The organism is Halorubrum wangae (genome assembly GCF_051194135.1).
Taxonomy (GTDB): Archaea; Halobacteriota; Halobacteria; order Halobacteriales; family Haloferacaceae; genus Halorubrum.
Genome location: NZ_JBLZNH010000007.1, coordinates 1 through 17,488, shown reverse-complemented (window position 1 = coordinate 17,488; position 17,488 = coordinate 1). Strand labels below are relative to the sequence as shown.

The following is a 17,488-nucleotide window of genomic DNA, read 5'->3' as shown; positions in this document are numbered from 1 at the left end:
TCAGGTGCTGAACGGCCCAAATTGTGCGTTTACAAAGGTCAGCGAGCAGCACGTGGAGAAGGTCACGCGCCCCGCCAAGCGCCACCGAGCAGTTCCGCGGCGGGATCGACGGCCTCGGTCGACGGCCTCGTTCGTCACCGAGACGCAGGTCGGCGGACCGGCGGCGCGCTCGTCTCGCACATCTTGACCGCAGGCTGGGGCGTCAGGCTCGCGATCAGGTCCTTCGGGATACCGACGCGAACCGGCCCTGCGGGTGCTCTCGGGTGGTGGCGATCGCGTCCGCGACGGCTACTCCGCGACGTTCGTCTCTCTCACGCGCACGCCCTTGCGCGCGAGGTGCCGCATCTGTCGCTGCGCAAACTCCTCCTCGCTGGAGCCGCGGGTCGCGAGCACGTACACGAGCGCCGACCCCGTGGGGCGCATCGTCCGGCCCGCGCGCTGTGAGCCTTGCCGACGGGAGCCCCCGAGCCCGCTGGCGACGATTGCGACCTCGGCGTTCGGAAGGTCGATTCCCTCGTCGCCGACGCGGGAGACGACGAGGGTGTCGAGGCCGTCGTCTCCCGAGCCGATCCCCTCGTCGTCCGGGCCGAGTCCGTCGCTCCCTCCGTCCTCCTCGCGGAACCGCCGGAACAGCTCCGTCCGCTCGTGGTGCGGCGTCTCGCCGCTGATGAACGGGACGCCGAGGGCGTCCGCGATCGCCTCGCCCTGATCGAGGAACTCGATGAAGACGAGGGCCTTCTTGTCGCGGTGGGCGGCCAGCAGGTACCGGATCTCCTCTATCTTCGCGGGGTTCTCCGCGGCGACGCGGCGACGCTCGCGGCCGTCGGCGCTGGCGTACTCGTTCTGTGCCATTTCGTCGCGCCACGGGACGTACCGAATCTCGACCTCCGGCTCCTGGACGAAGCCGGCCTCGAACAGTTCGTCCCAGTCGGCGCCGATCGGCTGGCCGATCAGCGTGTATATCTCCTCTTCACTGCCGGTCTCTCGGACCGGCGTGGCCGAGAGTCCGAGCCGGTGTTTGCTCTGGAGTTCGGCGGTTCGCGAGTACACTGGGGCGGTGACGTGATGCGCCTCGTCGAAGCAGATCAGGCCCCACTTCCGGGAGTCGAACAGCGAGCGGTGTCGGTCCATCCCCGCGATCTGGTAGGTCGCGATCGTAATCGGGCGGATCTCCTTCTGTCCGCCGTGGTAGAGTCCGATGTCGGCGGGGTCGACTGTGGAGTGTGCGAGCAGTTCCTCGCGCCACTGGCCGGCGAGTTCGCGGGAGGGAACGAGGATGAGCGTCTCGCCGCCGACCCCAGCGATGGTCGCGATGGCGGCGACGGTCTTCCCGGACCCCGGCGGACCGACGTACACACCGGAGCGGCGTTCGAGGAACGTCTCGACCCACGTCTCCTGATACGGTCGGAGGTCGGTCGTCAGGTCGATGTCGACCGGGTCGCCGACGTCGAGGTCGCGGTCGTCCTCGACCGGGTAGCCCGCGTCGTAAAGAGCGCGTTTGATCTCGGCGACGGCGCCCTCATTCACCCACGCCTCCGTCTCGGAGATCGGGGCCCGCAAGTGGTCGTCGTCGAGATGTTGGTCGGCGACGTTTCCCATCAGGCTCTCGGAGGCGGCCGCCAAAACGACGTAGTCGTCGTCGTGAGTGTACAGGCGGAAGCGGTGGGCCCGGCGCCACTGGTCTCGAATCCACTCCTCAAGGTGCTCGTACCGCCGCGGGAGTCCCGACCGGAGACTCGCGATCAGCGCGTCGGCGTCGTCGAACGGCGCGGCCCACACGTCCTCTTGGCGAATCCGATAGAGGTACCCGCGGGTGCCCGGCTCCGTCCCGGTCGTGTCGACGAGGTGAGCGAACTGGGAGAGCCGCGCGCGGGTGTACTGAGTGGGGCGGTCGACGACGATCTCGCGGCGGTTCGGGAACGCGACGACGCGCTCGCGGGTCGCCAGGCGGCCCCAGTCGGTCGGGTAGAAGACGATCGGGTCGTTCTCGACGTCGAGTCTGTCCACGTCGCCGCGGTCGACAAGCGCACCCAGCGCGTCGCGGGCGGCCGACTGCGTCGTGCCGAGCCGTCGGGCGACCTCGCTCGCAGTTGCGATCGGGCGTTCCTCGGCTTCGAGTGCCTCGTGGAAGCGATCGATCGAGATGTCGTTGGTCGTCTCAGACCCGATCCGGTCGCCCGGACCCTCGGATGCGGCGTCGCTCCCGGCAGTGGAGTCGCCGGCGTCGTCTGTCATTACGTTCGATTAGGGCGCGATGCGGAAAGGAATAGCGTCCCCGATCGGCGGTCGGCGGCAAACAGTCGACGATCGGCGGCCGTGCGGCGGTCACCGACCCGAGCGGCCGTGACAGCCGCGGGAAGTGATCGCGTCCTTTGAACGGAACCGGCACCCGCACTCGGCGCACCGGACGTACGGGTCGCCCGGATCGGTTTGTAAGCGGTGGTCGCCGACTACGAACGGTCGAGTCACGTTTCGCGGCCGAATGCGGTCCGGGATGGGCGTCGAGGCGGACTCGCTGAGCGCCGCCCGTACCGTGATCGTGTCGACGTCGACCGGGTCCCACCGACGGGCGTCGAGGGCCGCCTCGCGGTCGGCAACCTCGGTCCAACCGGTGACGACCACAGGAGAGTTCGTCTCGGTGTCGCCGACGACCACGACGAATCGGATCCCGCCCTCGACGAGGGCGAATCGCCAGCCGTCCGTCCGGTTCCAGCGGAGTTGTCCCCGACGAATTGCGTCGCTCACAGTGCGTGTCGACACGTAGCGACCGGGCTGTTCGAGCCGTTCGCGGAAGTGATCGGTGAGCGCATACCGGCCGGGGTCGCGGACTGGCGGGTCCTCCGCAGTCCGCGCGGCCGCAGTCCGACGATCCGAGCGAGGCCCATTCGGCCGCGGATCGGTCGTTTCCGGGCCCGCGGGAAACGGGTTTGAGCGCGTCGCGCGCCCTTCCGCCGGCGTGGTCGTGGACGCGGTCCGACGTTCCGTCGATCCGGGACGAGATGACTCGGCGTCTCCCGGCCCGCCCTGTCGGGATGCCACTGACTCATACTACAGAGCGATCTGTTAAGTGTGTTACGCCGACACAGGGACGGCGGCGACGTGGCGGAGAGATCGACCGTGCCGGTCGAGACTACTCGTGGCCGGAGACGCGGACTGTCTCGTACGGCTCTTCGAGCCACTCGACGTCCGACGCGGAGAGGTCGATATCGAGCGCCTCGACCGCGTCTTCGAGGTGTTCGACGCTCGATGTGCCGACGATCGGCGCGTCGACGACGTCCTTGCCGGCGACCCACCGAAGCGCGATCTGAGCCATCTTCACCCCCTTCTCGTCGGCCAACTCCTGAACGCGGCGGTTGATCTCCTCGCCGCCGCCCTCGCGATACGGGCGACCCAGTTCGGTCTCGTGTTTTCCGCGGGTCGTGGCGTCGTCGCGCTCAAAGGGGCGCGCGAGGTAGCCGGCGCCGACGGGGCTCCACGGGATCATTCCCACGTTCTCCCGCTTGCACAGCGGCACCATCTCTCGCTCCTCCTCGCGGTACGCGAGGTTGTAGAGGTTCTGCATGGTGACGAACCGTTCGTACCCCTCGCGCTCGCTCACGTGGAGTGCCTCGGCGAACTGATGGGCCCACATCGAGGAGGCGCCGACGTACCGCACGTCGCCACGGCGGACGGCGTCGTCGAGCGTCGCCAACGTCTCCTCGATAGGCGTATCGTAATCCCAGCGGTGGATCTGATACAGATCGATCGTGTCCATCCCAAGTCGGTCAAGACTGTGCTGTAGCTCCTGTTCGATCGCCTTTCGGGAGAGCCCGCCCGAGTTCGGGTTCGATTCGTCCATCTCTCCGTACACCTTTGTCGCGACGACGAAGCGATCGCGGTCGTACTCGGCGAGCACGTCGCCGAGTATCTCTTCGCTCTCGCCGTTCGAGTAGACGTTCGCGGTGTCGAAGAAGGTGATACCGAGTTCGATCGCTCGCTCGACGAGTTCACGGCCCGCCTCCTCGTCGAGCATCCAGTCGTGCTCGCTCCCGAAGCTCATACAGCCGAGCGCGAGTTCGCTGACAGTGGTTCCCGTGTCGCCCAGGGTCGTGTACTCCATACGGGTCGGGCGTCGCCCCGGCTAATAAATCAGGGCACACGCGCGGCTCCGAATATAAATAGGATGTATCGCTCTACAGCGCCGGTGGTTCGTCGCGACCGATGACGATCTCCTGTCCCTCAACGTCTTCGAGGGCGGCGACGCGGCCGCCGATCTCGATGCGTCCGGAGTCGGTCTCGATCACCAGCGACGCGACCTCCTCGGTGTCCTCGAACGCGAGGTCGACGACGCGGCCGCGCACCGTAACCGACTCGCCCGTCTCGATGTCGCGTCCCTCGATGGTGGCGTAGAACTCTTCGTCGTGGAGGTCTTTGACGTCCTTGACCGCTCTGCGTATCGACGCGTACCGGCGCGGGAACGGGCGCTCCGCCGCGTTCGTAGCCAGCGTCTCAGCCGTCGTCCACAGCACGGTCCCGAAGAAGCCGGACACGAGGAAGCCGAGCGCGGACCGGTTGAAGATGACGCCGTACCGCTCGCGGTCGTCGCGGAGCGCGTCCTGGGTGGCGTAGACGGAGTACTCCCCGTCGGCCACCGCGAGGATGGGGGTGGTGATCCCCCGCCGCGCGCGGGCGATGGTCGCGACCTCGAGGTAGTCGAACTCGGTCGGATCGGGCGCCTTTGACGCCGGCGTCACGAGGAGTTCGACGCTAACGCCGTTCGCCACCTTGGCCGCGAGTTCGTCGCGGAAGCGGCGGAGCAGGCCGGGGGTCAGCGAGACCGCGAGTTCGTACTCGGCGCCAGCGATGATCTCCTCGAGGTAGCGGAGGATCGTCGAGCGGGACTTCACCAGCGACACGGCCTCGGTCTCTCGGGTCGGCGCGGTGTACCGCGCCTCCAGCTCGTCGACCATCTCGGCGAACGACGATTGGAGTTCGCCGAACGCGTCCTCGGGGTCGACGGCGACGATTTTCATCGGCCGCGATTCACGTAGTTCGACGAGTCCGCGGTCCGAGAGGCTCCGGACCGTGTCGTACACGCGCGGCTGCGGGATGTCGGTCCGGTCAGCGATGTCGCTCGCCGTCAGTTCCCCGTGCTCTAACACCGCGAGATAGGCGTCGATCTCGTACTCGCCGAGGTTGAATCGGTCCCCGACGTGATCGAGGGTGTCGCGGAGATCGTCTGTCATACCGGAGGCGACACGTCCCTCGGATATAGGTTTTTACTATGAGTCGAGTTGCACGCGTTTTCAAACCCGCATCCCCGGATTCGATCGTGGGTCAAGTACCCAACGACGCGGTCGGGAGCGGTCGATGGCGGGTAGCGGCTCCCGACTCGTCACATATACATTCGGTCGTAGGTGCCCTCTGGCTCGGACTCTTCCATCCGCTCGGCGAGCCCTTCGTAGTGTTTGCGGATCTCTGCCGCGAACGACGCCAGCGGTGCGGAGTCCACGCCGAGGTCGTACGTGGCGTTCACCGTGTCGACGAGCCGAACCGCGGCCTCCACGTCGGGAGCCTGCGCGTGGACCGGCGTGATGAACACGCCGACGCCGAGCGGTGATTCTATCCCCTGTTCGAGCAGCGAAGCGACCGTCCCGTCTAAGAAGCCGGCCTCCATGGGCGGGACCGACTCGTCCGCGAGGCGCGCCTCGCGGTAGTCGTCAGTCGCGACGTAGAACGTTTTGTGCGCGTCCGGCCCGTGCGGAATCGGGACCCCAGACAACACCGCGATTTCCGATACCCCGGCGCCCTCCGTCCAGTCAAGGATCGACCGCGAGAGCAGTTCCCCCGACGCCGGCGGAACGAACTGCTCGGACACGAGCACCGTGACGTCGATGTCCTCTGCGGAGTAGAGCCGAATGGGATGGCGCGGTCGGCCTTTCGCGAAGGGGGTGATCGAGGGCAGCCCCTCGATCTGGATGTGACCGGTCTCGGTGAGGCCGAGGTTGTCGATCAGGTAATCCACGGCCGTCAGTCCCGCGAGGCCGAACGACGAGAACCCGGTGATGAGGGCGTCGCCCGGCGTGGCGTCGTGGTTGACGTCGAACGATGGCTGCACATGTGGCGAGTTGGGCATAGTACCCGGTTCGTTCGGCGAGGTGTTAGTGATTGCCCAGGCCGATTTCCGGTGTCGACCTCTACCGCTCGGAACTGTCCGCAGGGAGAAACGCTTTTTCGGGTGGGCGACAGCGCATTGGCTATGGCACAGCCCGCGGGTATGGCACCGGTCTTGGGTCAACTCCTCGATCCGGTGTCTGATATCGTCTCGCGGCTGGGGACTCTCCCCGGATCGGGACTGTTGTTGGTGGTTCTCTCCGTGGTGCTCGGCACCATCGTTTCGAAGTTCTTGGTTCGACTTATTGGGAGACCCGTGGCGCGGCGCGTTTCGAGACAAAGCGTCGCACAGACGATCGTTCGCGGCGTCCGGGTCGGGACGATCTCCGTCGCGTTGCTGATCGGGTTGCGGGCGGCGGGCTTCCAGTTCACCGATCTGCTCGTGGGGACGGCGGTGTTCTCGGCCGTGATCGGTATTATCCTCGCACCGCTCGTCGGGAACTTCATCAACGGCGTGTTCATTCTCGCCGACCAACCCTTCGAGATCGGTGATATGATCCAGTTGGAGAACGGGACCACCGGATTCGTCGAGGATATCACGATCCGGTACACCAAGATATTCACACTGGATAACACTTTTCTCGTCGTTCCGAACGGAACGATGCGGGAACGCGACGTGACAAACTTCTCGGCGGAAGACGAGCGAACCCGCCGGACGATAGAGGTGCTCGTCACCTACGAGAGCGACATTCCACAGGCCCGGCGGCTCATCGAGCGCGCGGCTCGAGACTGCGAAGCCGTCATCAACGGCGGCCCGGACATCCGCGTCGGTGTCGCGCGCTACGTCGCCAGTCCGGACTGTCGCCTCCACGAGTTCGGCGACGACGGCATCCTCTTGCGCCTCCGGTACTGGGTCAAGAAGCCGTACAAGCTCGCGAAGGTCCAGTCGGACGTGAACACGTTGATCCGCGAGCGGCTCGCGGACGCCGACGTCGAGATGGCGTACCCGCACCGGCACCTCATCTTCGACGACACCTCCGGCGTGGCGCGAGTCGGCGCCCCGGACGACGAGCCCTCCGCGACCCAACAGGTAGCAGAGGCGTCTGATGGCGAGAATCTCCGATCGGATTCCGACGCCGACGAGTCTGCGAGCGTGACGGTCTCGGAAGATGAGCCCCCGACGAGCCGTGGCGGGAACGGGGAAGATACCGGCACGTAGCACGCCGCAATCGGAAGTCTGATTGACCGAACGCCCCGATTCTACGGTAGTGAGTGACGAGTCCCCCGACGACCGGTCAACAACCCCTCCAGCGGGCGGCGACGGCGGCTCAAACGACGACGGGATTCCCGACGCGGATCGCGATCCGAGCCCGGACGACCGTCCCGAAGTCGACGATCCCCGCCCCCCCGAAGACGACTCCGACGGCGAGACCGGCGACCGCATTTCCAAGGAGTCGATCACCGAAGGGAGTCTGGTTCGGCCGCTGTTCCACTTAGCGTGGCCGATCGTGGTGATCCAGCTGTTACAGGTGACGTACAACGTCGTCGACACGCTCTATCTCGGTCGGCTGTCGGCCGAGGCGGTCGGGGCGATCAGTCTCGCGTTCCCGCTGATCTTCCTGCTCATCGCCGTGGCCGGCGGGTTCACCACCGCGGGCGCGATCCTCGTGGCGCAGTACACCGGCGCCGACGGCGACGGGTCCGCGGGGTTGGTCGCCGGGCAGACCATCTTCACGGTCTCCGTACTGTCGGTGTTCATCGGCATCGGAGGATATTTCTACACGCGTCCGGCCTTGGAGCTCCTCCCGAGCGACGCCGATACGGCGGCGACGGTGATCCCGCTCGCGGCCGACTACATGGAGGTCATCTTTGTCGGCATCCCGCTGATGTTCGGCTTTTTCGTCTTCTCCGCGCTGATGCGCGGCTACGGCGATACCCGGACGCCGATGGCGGTGATGCTGGTGTCGGTGATTCTCAACGTCTTCCTCGACCCGTTCCTCATCTTCGGGTTCGCCGACAACCCGCTGTTCGAGTGGCTCGCTGGCATCCCAGTCGCCGGAGTGCTCGATCCGATGGCGCTGGAAGCGTCGCTGTTCGCGGTCACCGGGTTTACGGGGTACGGGATCGAGGGCGCCGCGTTGGCGACGATTTTCTCGCGAGGCGTCGCCACTGTCATCGGGCTCTGGCTGCTGTTCGCAACCGGTCTGGGTCCGACCGTCTCCGTGAGCCACCTTGTCCCGGACCTCGCGTTCATCCGCGACATCTTCGAGTTGGGACTACCCTCCAGCGTCGAGCAGACGACGAGCGCGCTCGCGATGATAACGCTCACGGCGATGGTCGTCACGTTCTCGCCTCCGGTTGTGGCGGCGTACGGCCTCGGAAACCGACTCATCTCGCTCGTCTTCCTTCCCGCGATGGGGCTCGGGCGCGCGATCGATACGATGGTGGGACAGAACCTCGGGGCGGACCGAGCGGACCGCGCCGCGCGGTCGGTCAAACTCGCCGCCGGCACCGGGGCGGGCGTGATGTTCCTCGTCGCGGTTGTCGCGGTGACGTTCACCGAATCGATCGTCGGCGTGTTTCTGGGCGACGTCCCGGACGCCGCGACCACCGTCTCCTACGCGGTCGAATACGTTCGTATCCGCTCCGTGGAGTTCGCCTTCATCGGGGTCTCGCAGGTGATCCTCGGCGCGTTCCGCGGCGCCGGCAACACGAAGACGGCGATGGTGATATCGATACTCACCCTCTGGGTCGGTCGCGTCGCCAGCGTCGGATACCTCGTCTTCATCGCCGGGTGGGGTGAGACCGGCGTCTGGGTCGGCATGGCGCTCGGCAACGTCCTCGGCGCGGTGATCGGCGTCGCATGGTTCGCCCGTGGGACGTGGACCGAGCGGTACATCGACGACCCGGACGCCGATGTCGAGTCGGTCGCGAGCGACTGAGCGGACCCGCTCCGACGACCGGAACGCCGTCCGGAGACGGACGGTCGGGAGTCAGTGACGGAACAGGTGGATCGCTTCGTCGTCCCGGAGGAGACAGAACCGAGCGCCGTCGCTCTCGGGAAACGTGGTTCCCGTCTCTCGCGTGGTGAACAGCCGGACGAACGGCGCGTCACAGACTGGACACCGGACCTCTTTCCGGTTCTCCCACAGCTTCGTCGATCCGGTGTCTCTGATCTGTTTTAGCGCGTGGCGGTGGTCGTGGACGTCGAACCGCGACATGGAGACGCGTTCGCGAAGCGCTGTGTTGAACCTACCTCCGCGAGTATCACGCGTGATGTGCGCCGGCCGAATGGGTCCGAATGGAGTCGGAGCGTACGCTGCGTCAGGCGTCCTGCTGCGTCAGGCGCTCCCGGGCCCGTTCGAGCGCGACGTCGTCGCCGGTTCGGACCCATTCGCCGAGCGCGTTCGCGGCGTCGACGAGCGCGTCCGCGTCGGCTGCGGGGATGTCTCCGTTGAGTGCTTCCACTCGCTTCACCCGGTCGCGGAGTCGGTTGAGGACCGCTCTCGCCGGCTCGATCCGCGCCTCGACATCGTCGCCGTCCCCCGCGGAGACGGAGACCGTGGGCGTCTCGTCCTCCGAACCGACTCCGGACGCGCCGGCGAGTTCGTCGAGGAACGCGAGAAGGTCGCTCCGGTACTCGTCGACAGCGCGCGCCGCGGCCATGCCGCGGGCTTCGCGGAGTCGGTCGGGGACGGCCTCGGTTGGGAGGCGGGTACCCTCGTCGGCACCGCTCAGCAGGTCAAGGAGATACTCACGGTCCGGATCCGTGGGGTCTCGGAGGCGGTCGTAACAGTCGACCGCCTCGAGAAGCTCTCTGGCCGCGAGGTAGGTCGTATCGAGCGGGAGCAGCTCCCCGCCGCGAATGAACCCACGCTTGCGGACGTACGCACGGAGATCCGACTTCAGTTCGTCGACGCCCTCCGCGGGGAGCGTCCCGGTAGCCTCGCCGAACCGAGCCCGATGGGCGCTGAGGTCCAGCGACACCGGGGCGTCAGTGTGAGCGGTACGGTCGTCGACGCCGACGCTTCGGAAGCTCTCGCAGTCCGGGCACTCGACGCTGCCCGTCTCGTAGTACGACCAGCGCCGTCCGCACTCTCGACACTCGCGTTCGCCACGGACCTTCATGTGTGCGCACTCGGTCCGTCCGGCGTAAAGGGCTGTGGTCGGGGTCGGTCGCACGTTCGAGGTTGGTCGCATGTTCGAGGTCGGTCGCGCGATCGGAGTTCCTGCAACATGGTATATACGTGCCCCGCGAGAAGCGCCGACCATGAGTTGGCACGCAGTCGACGCCGTGGACGACTCGGTCGACGCGACGCGGCGGTTCCTGTTTCCGTTCAGCCCTGTTCGCTGGACGAAGCTCGCCCTCCTCGTGCTGTTCATGGGCGGCGGCGGAGTGAGTACGAACGTGTCCGCTCCGGCGGCCTCCGGTTCGGACGTCACGCCTTCGTCAGAGGTCGGGTCTGGCTCGGCGGGAGCCGGCTCCGGTGGTTTCGGTCCGGGATCCGGTGTGCCCGATGCGATCGCTGACGCGGTCACTCCGGAGCTACTCGCGCTCGGCGTCGTCGGCCTCATTCTCCTGATCGTCGCGGTCTCGGTGGCGTCGCTGTCGCTACGGCTCGTCTTCTACGATGCGCTTCGCACCGACGAGGTCCGGATCATCGCACCCTTCCTCTCTCGACTCCGTCAGTCGCTTGGCTTGTTCGTATTTACCGTGGCGTTGAGTGTTGTCGCGGGGACGCCCGTCGCGCTCGCTGTCGGCGTCACGGTTCTCGCGGACGCGCCGACCGGGTCGGCGATGATCGATTCGATGGTCGGGACCCTCGTCTCGTTGCCGATCGGGGCCGTCGTCGCACTCGGTCTCGTCGGGGCTGGGGTCGTCGCGGTGGCCGCACTCGCACTCCGATTCACCTACGAGTTCGTCGTTCCGACGATGGTCGTCGCGGACACCGGCGTGATCGGCGGCTGGCGGCGATTTCTCCCTGTCTTGCGCACCGACTGGCCGGAGTTCTTTGTCTACCTCGTCGTTCACCTCGTTATTTCGATTGGGCTGTCGGTCGTCGTCGGGGTCGCGACGCTCCTCGCCCTCGCGCTCGTCGCCACCGTCGCCGGGCTCGTGCTCCTCATCGCGGCCGCACTCCTGGGCGGGCTCGGCGCGCTGTTGGGGACGACGTCAGGAACGGTAGCGATCGCGGTCGTGGCGATTGCGGGCGTCGTCGGGCTCGTTGCCCTCGTGTTACCCGTACAGGTCGTCGCTCTCTCGTACCGGCTCATCTACGAGGTCTCGACGTTGGAGGGAGTCGATCCCGAGCTTTCACTGCTCCATCCCGCTCTCCGACCCGGAACGGACGAACCGACGGGGGCATCTATTGAGGACGACTCCGATCGGTGAGAGGAATCACGCAACACGGCCCGGTCAAGCATGGTCGGGTGTGGTCAAGTGTAGTCGAGCGTGGTCGGGTGTGGTCGAGCGTGGTCGGGTGTGGTCGAGCGTGGTCGGGGTGGTCGAGCGTGGTCAAGCGTAATCGAGCGTGATCGAGTGAGTTTGAATGAGCTCGAGTGAGATCGGAACGACATTCGAGTGAGTGTGAACTCGGTTCGGCTCACGTTAAACGTCGAAAAGATGGTTCGACTGGTTCACATACCTTTTTACTCCGTTCGCTAATTGAGGAGCATATGGGATTGGATGACGACGCGCGGGACTACCACCGCCAAGAGCCACCGGGAAAAATTGCGATCGAGACCACGAAGCCGACAAACACGCAGCGTGATCTGTCTCTCGCCTACTCACCGGGGGTTGCAGCGCCCTGTCTCGATATCGCCGAGGACCCCGAACGGGTGTTCGAATACACCGCGAAGGGGAACCTCGTTGCGGTCATTTCAAACGGCTCCGCTGTCCTCGGACTCGGGAACATCGGCGCGGCGGCGTCGAAGCCGGTAATGGAAGGGAAGGGCGTGCTGTTCAAACGCTTCGCCGACATCGACGTCTTCGACATCGAACTCGACATCGACGAAGTCGATCCGTTCTGCGAGGCGGTCACCGCCATGGAACCGACGTTCGGCGGCGTGAACCTCGAGGATATCAAGGCACCAGAGTGCTTCGAGATCGAGGAACGCCTCCGAGACGAGATGGACGTCCCCGTCTTCCACGACGACCAGCACGGGACCGCTATCATCTCCGGCGCCGCCCTGATGAACGCGGTCGAAATTTCCGGGAAAGACCTGTCCGAGATCGAGATCGTGTTCTCCGGCGCGGGTGCGTCCGCCATCGCCACCGCGAAGTTCTACGTCTCGCTCGGCGCGCGAAGAGAGAACATCACGATGTGCGACTCCTCCGGTATCATCACCGAGGAGCGCGCCGCGAACGGCGACGTCAACGAGTACAAGAGCCAGTTCGCCAGCGACAGGCCCGACGGAGACCTCGCAGACGCGATGGACGGTGCTGACGTCTTTGTCGGCCTTTCTGTCGGCGGAATCGTCTCGCAGGAGATGGTGCAGTCGATGGGCGACAACCCCATCATCTTCGCGATGGCGAACCCCGACCCGGAGATCACCTACGAAGACGCGAAAGACGCCCGCGACGACACGGTGATCATGGCGACCGGCCGCTCGGACTATCCGAACATGGTCAACAATGTGCTCGGGTTCCCCTTCCTCTTCCGCGGTGCGCTCGACGTGCGAGCGACGGAGATTAACGAGGAGATGAAGCGGGCGGCTGCCGAGGCGCTCGCCGAGCTGGCGCGGAAAGACGTTCCGGACGCCGTCGTGAAGGCCTACGGCGACGAACCGCTCCAGTTCGGTGCGGACTACGTGATCCCGAAGCCGCTCGACCCACGAGTCCTCTTCGAGGTCGCGCCGAGCGTCGCCAATGCGGCGATGGAATCGGGCGCCGCGCGAACCGAGATCGACCTCGAACAGTACCGCGAGAAGCTCGAAGCGCGTCTCGGCAAGTCCCGAGAGATGATGCGCGTCGTCCTGAACAAAGCGAAGAGCGACCCGAAACGCATCGCTTTGGCAGAGGGTACCGACGAGAAGATGATTCGCGCGGCCTATCAGCTCTCGGAGCAGGGCATCGCGGATCCGGTGCTGCTCGGAGACGCCGACGAGATCGGTCGAACGGCGAGCCAGCTCGGACTCTCGTTCGAGCCCGAAATTGTCGATCCGAAACACCGCGACGTCTCGGCGTACGGTGACCGCCTCCACGAACTCCGGAAGCGGAAAGGGATCACGCGCCGAGAAGCGAACGAGCTCGTTCGCCGCGACACGAACTACCTCGGCAGCGTCATGGTCAAATCTGGAGACGTTGACGCCATGCTGACCGGGTTGACGCACCACTACCCGTCGGCGCTCCGACCGCCACTGCAGATCATCGGGTCCGCCGCCGACACCGAGACGATCGCCGGGGTGTACATGCTGACGTTCAAGAACCGGGTCATCTTCTGCGCAGATACCACGGTGAACCAGAGCCCGGATGCGGAGACGCTGGCCGAGGTGACGCGGCACACCGCTGACCTCGCGCGACGGTTCAACGTCGAGCCGCGAGCGGCGATGCTGTCGTACTCCAACTTCGGCAGCGTCGACAACGAGGGGACGCGGAAACCCCGCGAAGCGGTCGAGATACTCCACGGTGACGACGAGGTCGACTTCCCGGTGGACGGGGAGATGCAGGCAGACACCGCCGTCGTCGACGACATTCTCAACGGGACGTACGAGTTCTCCGAGCTCGATGAGGCCGCGAACGTGCTCGTGTTCCCGAATCTCGAGGCTGGCAACATCGGGTACAAGCTGCTCCAGCGCCTCGGCGGTGCGGAGGCAATCGGCCCGATGCTGGTCGGCATGGACCAGCCTGTCCACGTCCTCCAGCGTGGCGACGAGGTCAAAGACATCGTTAACCTGGCCAGCGTGGCGGTCGTCGACGCGCAGGAGTAACGCCCGGCCAGTCGCACGGCCAGTCGACCGGTGGGTCGAGTTGGTCGGTGCGTCTGAATCGATTGCTCCGTTCGAAGTTTTCCAAGCAACGTCCTCCCGAGCAGTACAGCGAAGATAGGGAGTGACACACCGGGTTTCCGGTGAAATGGGGCGAGTGTGGTTGGCGTCGTTGTGAGTGTCACGATTCGCTCGGTTGAACTGTTGCCATTCGCGTCGTTTGTGTCTATTTGAGTCCGTAAGAATCAAATACTGGTTTTGAGAAAAGTCCACTAACTCGCTTAGTAGAGAGAATTCTCTACGCATAGTAGAGAGAGTTTTCATCGGAAACGCAGTCAGCGACGCAGTCCGAAGAATAGCCGACTTTGAACATCGGAGCCACCGACCCGCCTCAAATACGATGACCGCCCTCGGTTTTCTTTCGAGTAGTATCCTCTTCTGAGCAGTGTACCCATCCCTGAGCAGTATCTCTGTTTCGCACAGGTTCTCTTCTGTCCGCTCGACCCGGATCGTACTGTTCGGTACTTGGGCGTTTTCGGGAAACGTCTCTACCGTTCCGTTTCGGTTGTCGGCGGTCGTCGGACACCGGGTTTCCGGTGAATTAACTCGGTATTTCGAGTCCGTACTCACCAGTCCTGTTCGGTCCGTTTCGGTTCAGTAACGCCCTCACTGGCCACTTTCTTCTGTTCAGTTCTCCCTACCCTCTACGATACACCCCATTCCCTCCCCTACCTCCCCGGTTTCACCGGAAACCCGGTGTGTGTCTCGATACCTTCCTCACTCGCACCTTCGAAGCGGAACGCATTTCACCGGAAACCCGGTGTCGATCCCATGGACGCAGCGGACGACCTCTTCACTCGGGAGGACCCGATATTCGCGAACAAGGAGCTCCTCGAGATCAGCCACCTTCCCGGAGAGGGTCGGATCGTCGGTCGCGACGACGAGATCTCCGATCTCGCCAACGCGGTCAATCCCGCCATCTTCGGCCAGAGTCCGAGCAACGTGCTCATTTACGGCAAGACCGGAACCGGGAAATCGCTCTGCGCGAAGTACGTCTCGAAACGGCTGGTCTCGACCGCTGGCGAGGAGGGCGTCAACGCCACCTTCGCATACGTCGACTGCGCGCAGGACACCACCGAGACCCAGGCCGTACAGACGATCGCCGACAGTGTGAACGACCCGGACGCGACGGACATCAACGTTCCAGATAAGGGACTCTCGACCTCGACCTACTACAAACGGCTGTGGCGAATCCTCGACCAGCGGTACGACGTCGTCCTCATCATCCTCGACGAAATCGACAAACTCGACGACGACGCGATTCTGATGCAGCTCTCGCGGGCAGGTGAGGCCGGAAAGATCACCGACTGCAAACTCGGCGTCGTCGGGATCAGTAACAAGATTCAGTATAAGGATCGGATGGACGAGCGCGTCAAATCGAGCCTCTGCGAACGCGAGTACGTGTTCCCACCGTACGACGCGAACCAGCTCAGAAAGATCATGCAGGCACGCGCGGACGCGTTCCACGACGACGTGCTTGAACCGTCCACGGTCCCCCGGGCCGCGGCGCTCGCGGCACGAGAACACGGAGACGCCCGAAAGGCGATCGACATCCTCCGATACGCCGGCGAGATCGCACAGGGAAACGACGAACCGACCGTTCGCGAGGAGTTCGTCACACAGGCTCGTCAACGAGCCGAGACGGATCGATTCCGCGAACTCATTCGAGGGTCGACCCCGCACTCCCGGTACGTTCTGCAGGCGCTCGCGTTGCTTTCCCTCTCGAACGGGCGACAAGACGGCTTCCGGACCAGCCGCGTGTACGAGATATACGAGAACATTTGTCGGCAGGAAGGGTCGGACAGCCTCTCGCTCCGTCGCGTCCGTGACCTCCTCAAGGAGCACGCCTTCCTCGACATCATCGAGCAGTCGAAACACAGCGGCGGGAGCGCCGAGGGCAGTTACACGAAACACCAACTGCTGGAGGATCCGAGTGTCGTGAAGGATGTGCTGACAGAGGACAACGCGTCGTAGTTCCGCGCGACGCGTGCTCTACTCCGTTCCGTCGTCCGACTGCGAACGACGGCCGCTCGCGCCGGAACGTCTCTTCCCGGTCACGTGCTGCTGGTTCGGCGCTACGTAGCGTACCGTGCCGATCCGATCGAATGAGTGCCTAGCCGAGCAGGCCGAGTCCTTCGATCCGCTCGACGATCTCCTCGACCGCTTCCTCGGCGTCGTCGGTTCGTTTCCCACCGGTGATGACGATTTTTCCGCTGCCGAACAACAGGATGACGACCTCCGGCTCGTCCATTCGGTAGACGAGGCCAGGGAACTGCTCCGGCTCGTACTCGACGTCCTCTAATCCGAGTCCGATCGCGAGCGCGTTGAGATTCAGATTGTGACCCAGGTCGGCGCTCGATACGATGTTCTGCACCGTAATCTCCGGGTCCTCCTCAACCGGAATCTGGAGCCCGCGGAGCTTCTCGAAGATGATTCCGAGTGCTTCGTGAACGTCATCGATGCTCTTTGCACCCGTGCAGACGATCTTCCCCGAACGGAAAATGAGGGCGGCTGCCTTCGGCTCCTGCGTCCGGTAGACGAGCCCAGGGAAATTGTCCGGATTGAAATCTGCGCCCGGGAGGTCCTCTGCGAGTGCTTCTAAATCGAGTTCTTGGCCGATCCCGGTCGATGCAACGACGTTCTGGATTTCGATCGAATCAGCAGGGTTCGTCATCGTTCGCTTTTATATGTGTCCCCCTCCCTTATAAACGCCCGTGGTATAAACGACCGCGCGCTCGCCACGTGGTCCTCGACCTCATTTTATTGCCTTCGGAGGTCCGTCGTTTTCCGTTCTAATTCCTCGTTTTTCGTTATAGGTTATTATTGATTGCGCGGGCGCGTGACGCGATACGAGATGGGCCCCGTGACGAAAGTCGCCAGCCTCGCCCTGTGGGGTCCCGTTTTCGATGGGGCGACGACGACATTCTCAGAGGAGCGAACAGTGCCACGTTCGACGAGAAATCGGCCGCCAACAATCAGTGACAGATTTCAGATAATTCGGTGTGACTTACCCCTGACGACGTGACCGACCGGCGCGCCCTCGACACAACTCGCATGCGTTCGATCCCCGGCTTGTCGTGGCAACCTTTCTCATTGAAACCGCATGACGAGGCGCCGATGGTTCGACGGGGTTAAGTACAAGCCGGGGTTCGTGATTAATGCGAAGGTCCCCCGGCGTGGGGGACAACGGTCGGCCGCACCGCGGCCGGTCAAAGCGTTCCGACGTGCTTAAGTGTATAAGCCCGTTCGGTTGAAACGCGAAGAACGCACCGCGGATTCGGGCCGTTCAATTCGGCCCGGTTTCGCAGAGTCGGTTTGGCCGACTCACCGATATGAGGATTTCGCCCCCTGCGCTCCGGCGTAAGAGGAAATCTGATGTGAGCCGTGGTCGTTCGGTGTCATCCAGGTC

The 17,488-nt window shown here is 64.5% G+C and carries 13 protein-coding genes; 5 read left to right on the top strand and 8 right to left on the bottom strand.

Annotated elements, in window-relative coordinates:
* Positions 1 to 288: 288 nt before the first annotated feature.
* The 5 genes from ACNS84_RS15590 to ACNS84_RS15570 form a co-directional block, all read right to left on the bottom strand.
* Positions 289 to 2,235 (bottom strand): DEAD/DEAH box helicase family protein, encoded by a 1,947-nt coding sequence (locus ACNS84_RS15590; protein ID WP_435075783.1) that lies wholly within the window; start codon positions 2,233 to 2,235, stop codon positions 289 to 291.
* 90 nt (positions 2,236 to 2,325) lie between these two features.
* Positions 2,326 to 3,039 carry a hypothetical protein gene (locus ACNS84_RS15585; protein ID WP_435075782.1) on the bottom strand — a complete coding sequence of 238 codons (714 nt, stop codon included), beginning with the start codon at positions 3,037 to 3,039 and terminating at the stop codon, positions 2,326 to 2,328.
* A gap of 91 nt (positions 3,040 to 3,130) precedes the next feature.
* Entirely contained in the window at positions 3,131 to 4,099 is a 969-nt protein-coding gene (locus ACNS84_RS15580) for an aldo/keto reductase (protein ID WP_435075781.1), read from the bottom strand.
* A gap of 73 nt (positions 4,100 to 4,172) precedes the next feature.
* Positions 4,173 to 5,225 (bottom strand): HTH-type sugar sensing transcriptional regulator TrmB, encoded by a 1,053-nt coding sequence (gene trmB / locus ACNS84_RS15575; protein WP_435075780.1) that lies wholly within the window; start codon positions 5,223 to 5,225, stop codon positions 4,173 to 4,175.
* A gap of 149 nt (positions 5,226 to 5,374) precedes the next feature.
* Entirely contained in the window at positions 5,375 to 6,115 is a 741-nt protein-coding gene (locus tag ACNS84_RS15570; protein WP_435075779.1) for a proteasome assembly chaperone family protein, read from the bottom strand.
* 141 nt (positions 6,116 to 6,256) lie between these two features.
* On the opposite strand from ACNS84_RS15570, the gene ACNS84_RS15565 reads away from it, so the two are divergent.
* Positions 6,257 to 7,312 carry a mechanosensitive ion channel family protein gene (locus ACNS84_RS15565; RefSeq protein ID WP_435075834.1) on the top strand — a complete coding sequence of 352 codons (1,056 nt, stop codon included), beginning with the start codon at positions 6,257 to 6,259 and terminating at the stop codon, positions 7,310 to 7,312.
* Positions 7,313 to 7,436: 124 nt separating this feature from the next.
* Complete coding sequence (locus tag ACNS84_RS15560) at positions 7,437 to 9,035, top strand: MATE family efflux transporter (RefSeq protein WP_435075833.1); 1,599 nt, start codon at positions 7,437 to 7,439, stop codon at positions 9,033 to 9,035.
* Between the two features lie 51 nt (positions 9,036 to 9,086).
* Here ACNS84_RS15560 and ACNS84_RS15555 read toward each other — a convergent pair whose 3' ends face one another.
* Together ACNS84_RS15555 and ACNS84_RS15550 are read right to left on the bottom strand one after the other, a co-directional pair.
* A complete protein-coding gene (locus tag ACNS84_RS15555; RefSeq protein ID WP_435075778.1) occupies positions 9,087 to 9,314 on the bottom strand; it encodes a DUF7385 family protein in 228 nt (75 codons plus the stop codon).
* Positions 9,315 to 9,417: 103 nt separating this feature from the next.
* Entirely contained in the window at positions 9,418 to 10,221 is an 804-nt protein-coding gene (locus ACNS84_RS15550) for a DUF7117 family protein (RefSeq protein ID WP_435075777.1), read from the bottom strand.
* 142 nt (positions 10,222 to 10,363) lie between these two features.
* Between ACNS84_RS15550 and ACNS84_RS15545 the strand changes: the two genes are divergently transcribed.
* From ACNS84_RS15545 to ACNS84_RS15535, 3 genes are all read left to right on the top strand, one after another.
* The gene (locus ACNS84_RS15545; protein WP_435075776.1) at positions 10,364 to 11,485 is read left to right on the top strand and encodes a DUF7544 domain-containing protein; all 1,122 of its coding nucleotides are present in this window, start codon (positions 10,364 to 10,366) and stop codon (positions 11,483 to 11,485) included.
* 284 nt (positions 11,486 to 11,769) lie between these two features.
* Positions 11,770 to 14,022 carry an NADP-dependent malic enzyme gene (locus ACNS84_RS15540; protein ID WP_435075775.1) on the top strand — a complete coding sequence of 751 codons (2,253 nt, stop codon included), beginning with the start codon at positions 11,770 to 11,772 and terminating at the stop codon, positions 14,020 to 14,022.
* 828 nt (positions 14,023 to 14,850) lie between these two features.
* Positions 14,851 to 16,053, top strand: a complete 1,203-nt coding sequence (locus ACNS84_RS15535) for a Cdc6/Cdc18 family protein (protein ID WP_435075774.1) — start codon at positions 14,851 to 14,853, stop codon at positions 16,051 to 16,053.
* Between the two features lie 139 nt (positions 16,054 to 16,192).
* On the opposite strand, the gene ACNS84_RS15530 is transcribed toward ACNS84_RS15535, so the two are convergent.
* Positions 16,193 to 16,753 (bottom strand): TATA-box-binding protein, encoded by a 561-nt coding sequence (locus ACNS84_RS15530; protein ID WP_015910251.1) that lies wholly within the window; start codon positions 16,751 to 16,753, stop codon positions 16,193 to 16,195.
* Positions 16,754 to 17,488: the final 735 nt, after the last annotated feature.

Excerpts from the sequence above, each read along its gene's own strand:
- ACNS84_RS15580 (WP_435075781.1), bottom strand. The coding sequence starts at position 4,099 with ATGGAGTACACGACCCTGGGCGACACGGGAACCACTGTCAGCGAACTC.
- ACNS84_RS15545 (WP_435075776.1), top strand. The coding sequence starts at position 10,364 with ATGAGTTGGCACGCAGTCGACGCCGTGGACGACTCGGTCGACGCGACG.
- ACNS84_RS15535 (WP_435075774.1), top strand. The coding sequence starts at position 14,851 with ATGGACGCAGCGGACGACCTCTTCACTCGGGAGGACCCGATATTCGCG.
- ACNS84_RS15590 (WP_435075783.1), bottom strand. The coding sequence starts at position 2,235 with ATGACAGACGACGCCGGCGACTCCACTGCCGGGAGCGACGCCGCATCC.
- ACNS84_RS15540 (WP_435075775.1), top strand. The coding sequence starts at position 11,770 with ATGGGATTGGATGACGACGCGCGGGACTACCACCGCCAAGAGCCACCG.
- ACNS84_RS15555 (WP_435075778.1), bottom strand. The coding sequence starts at position 9,314 with ATGTCGCGGTTCGACGTCCACGACCACCGCCACGCGCTAAAACAGATC.
- ACNS84_RS15550 (WP_435075777.1), bottom strand. The coding sequence starts at position 10,221 with ATGAAGGTCCGTGGCGAACGCGAGTGTCGAGAGTGCGGACGGCGCTGG.
- ACNS84_RS15570 (WP_435075779.1), bottom strand. The coding sequence starts at position 6,115 with ATGCCCAACTCGCCACATGTGCAGCCATCGTTCGACGTCAACCACGAC.
- ACNS84_RS15565 (WP_435075834.1), top strand. The coding sequence starts at position 6,257 with ATGGCACCGGTCTTGGGTCAACTCCTCGATCCGGTGTCTGATATCGTC.
- trmB (WP_435075780.1), bottom strand. The coding sequence starts at position 5,225 with ATGACAGACGATCTCCGCGACACCCTCGATCACGTCGGGGACCGATTC.
- ACNS84_RS15530 (WP_015910251.1), bottom strand. The coding sequence starts at position 16,753 with ATGACGAACCCTGCTGATTCGATCGAAATCCAGAACGTCGTTGCATCG.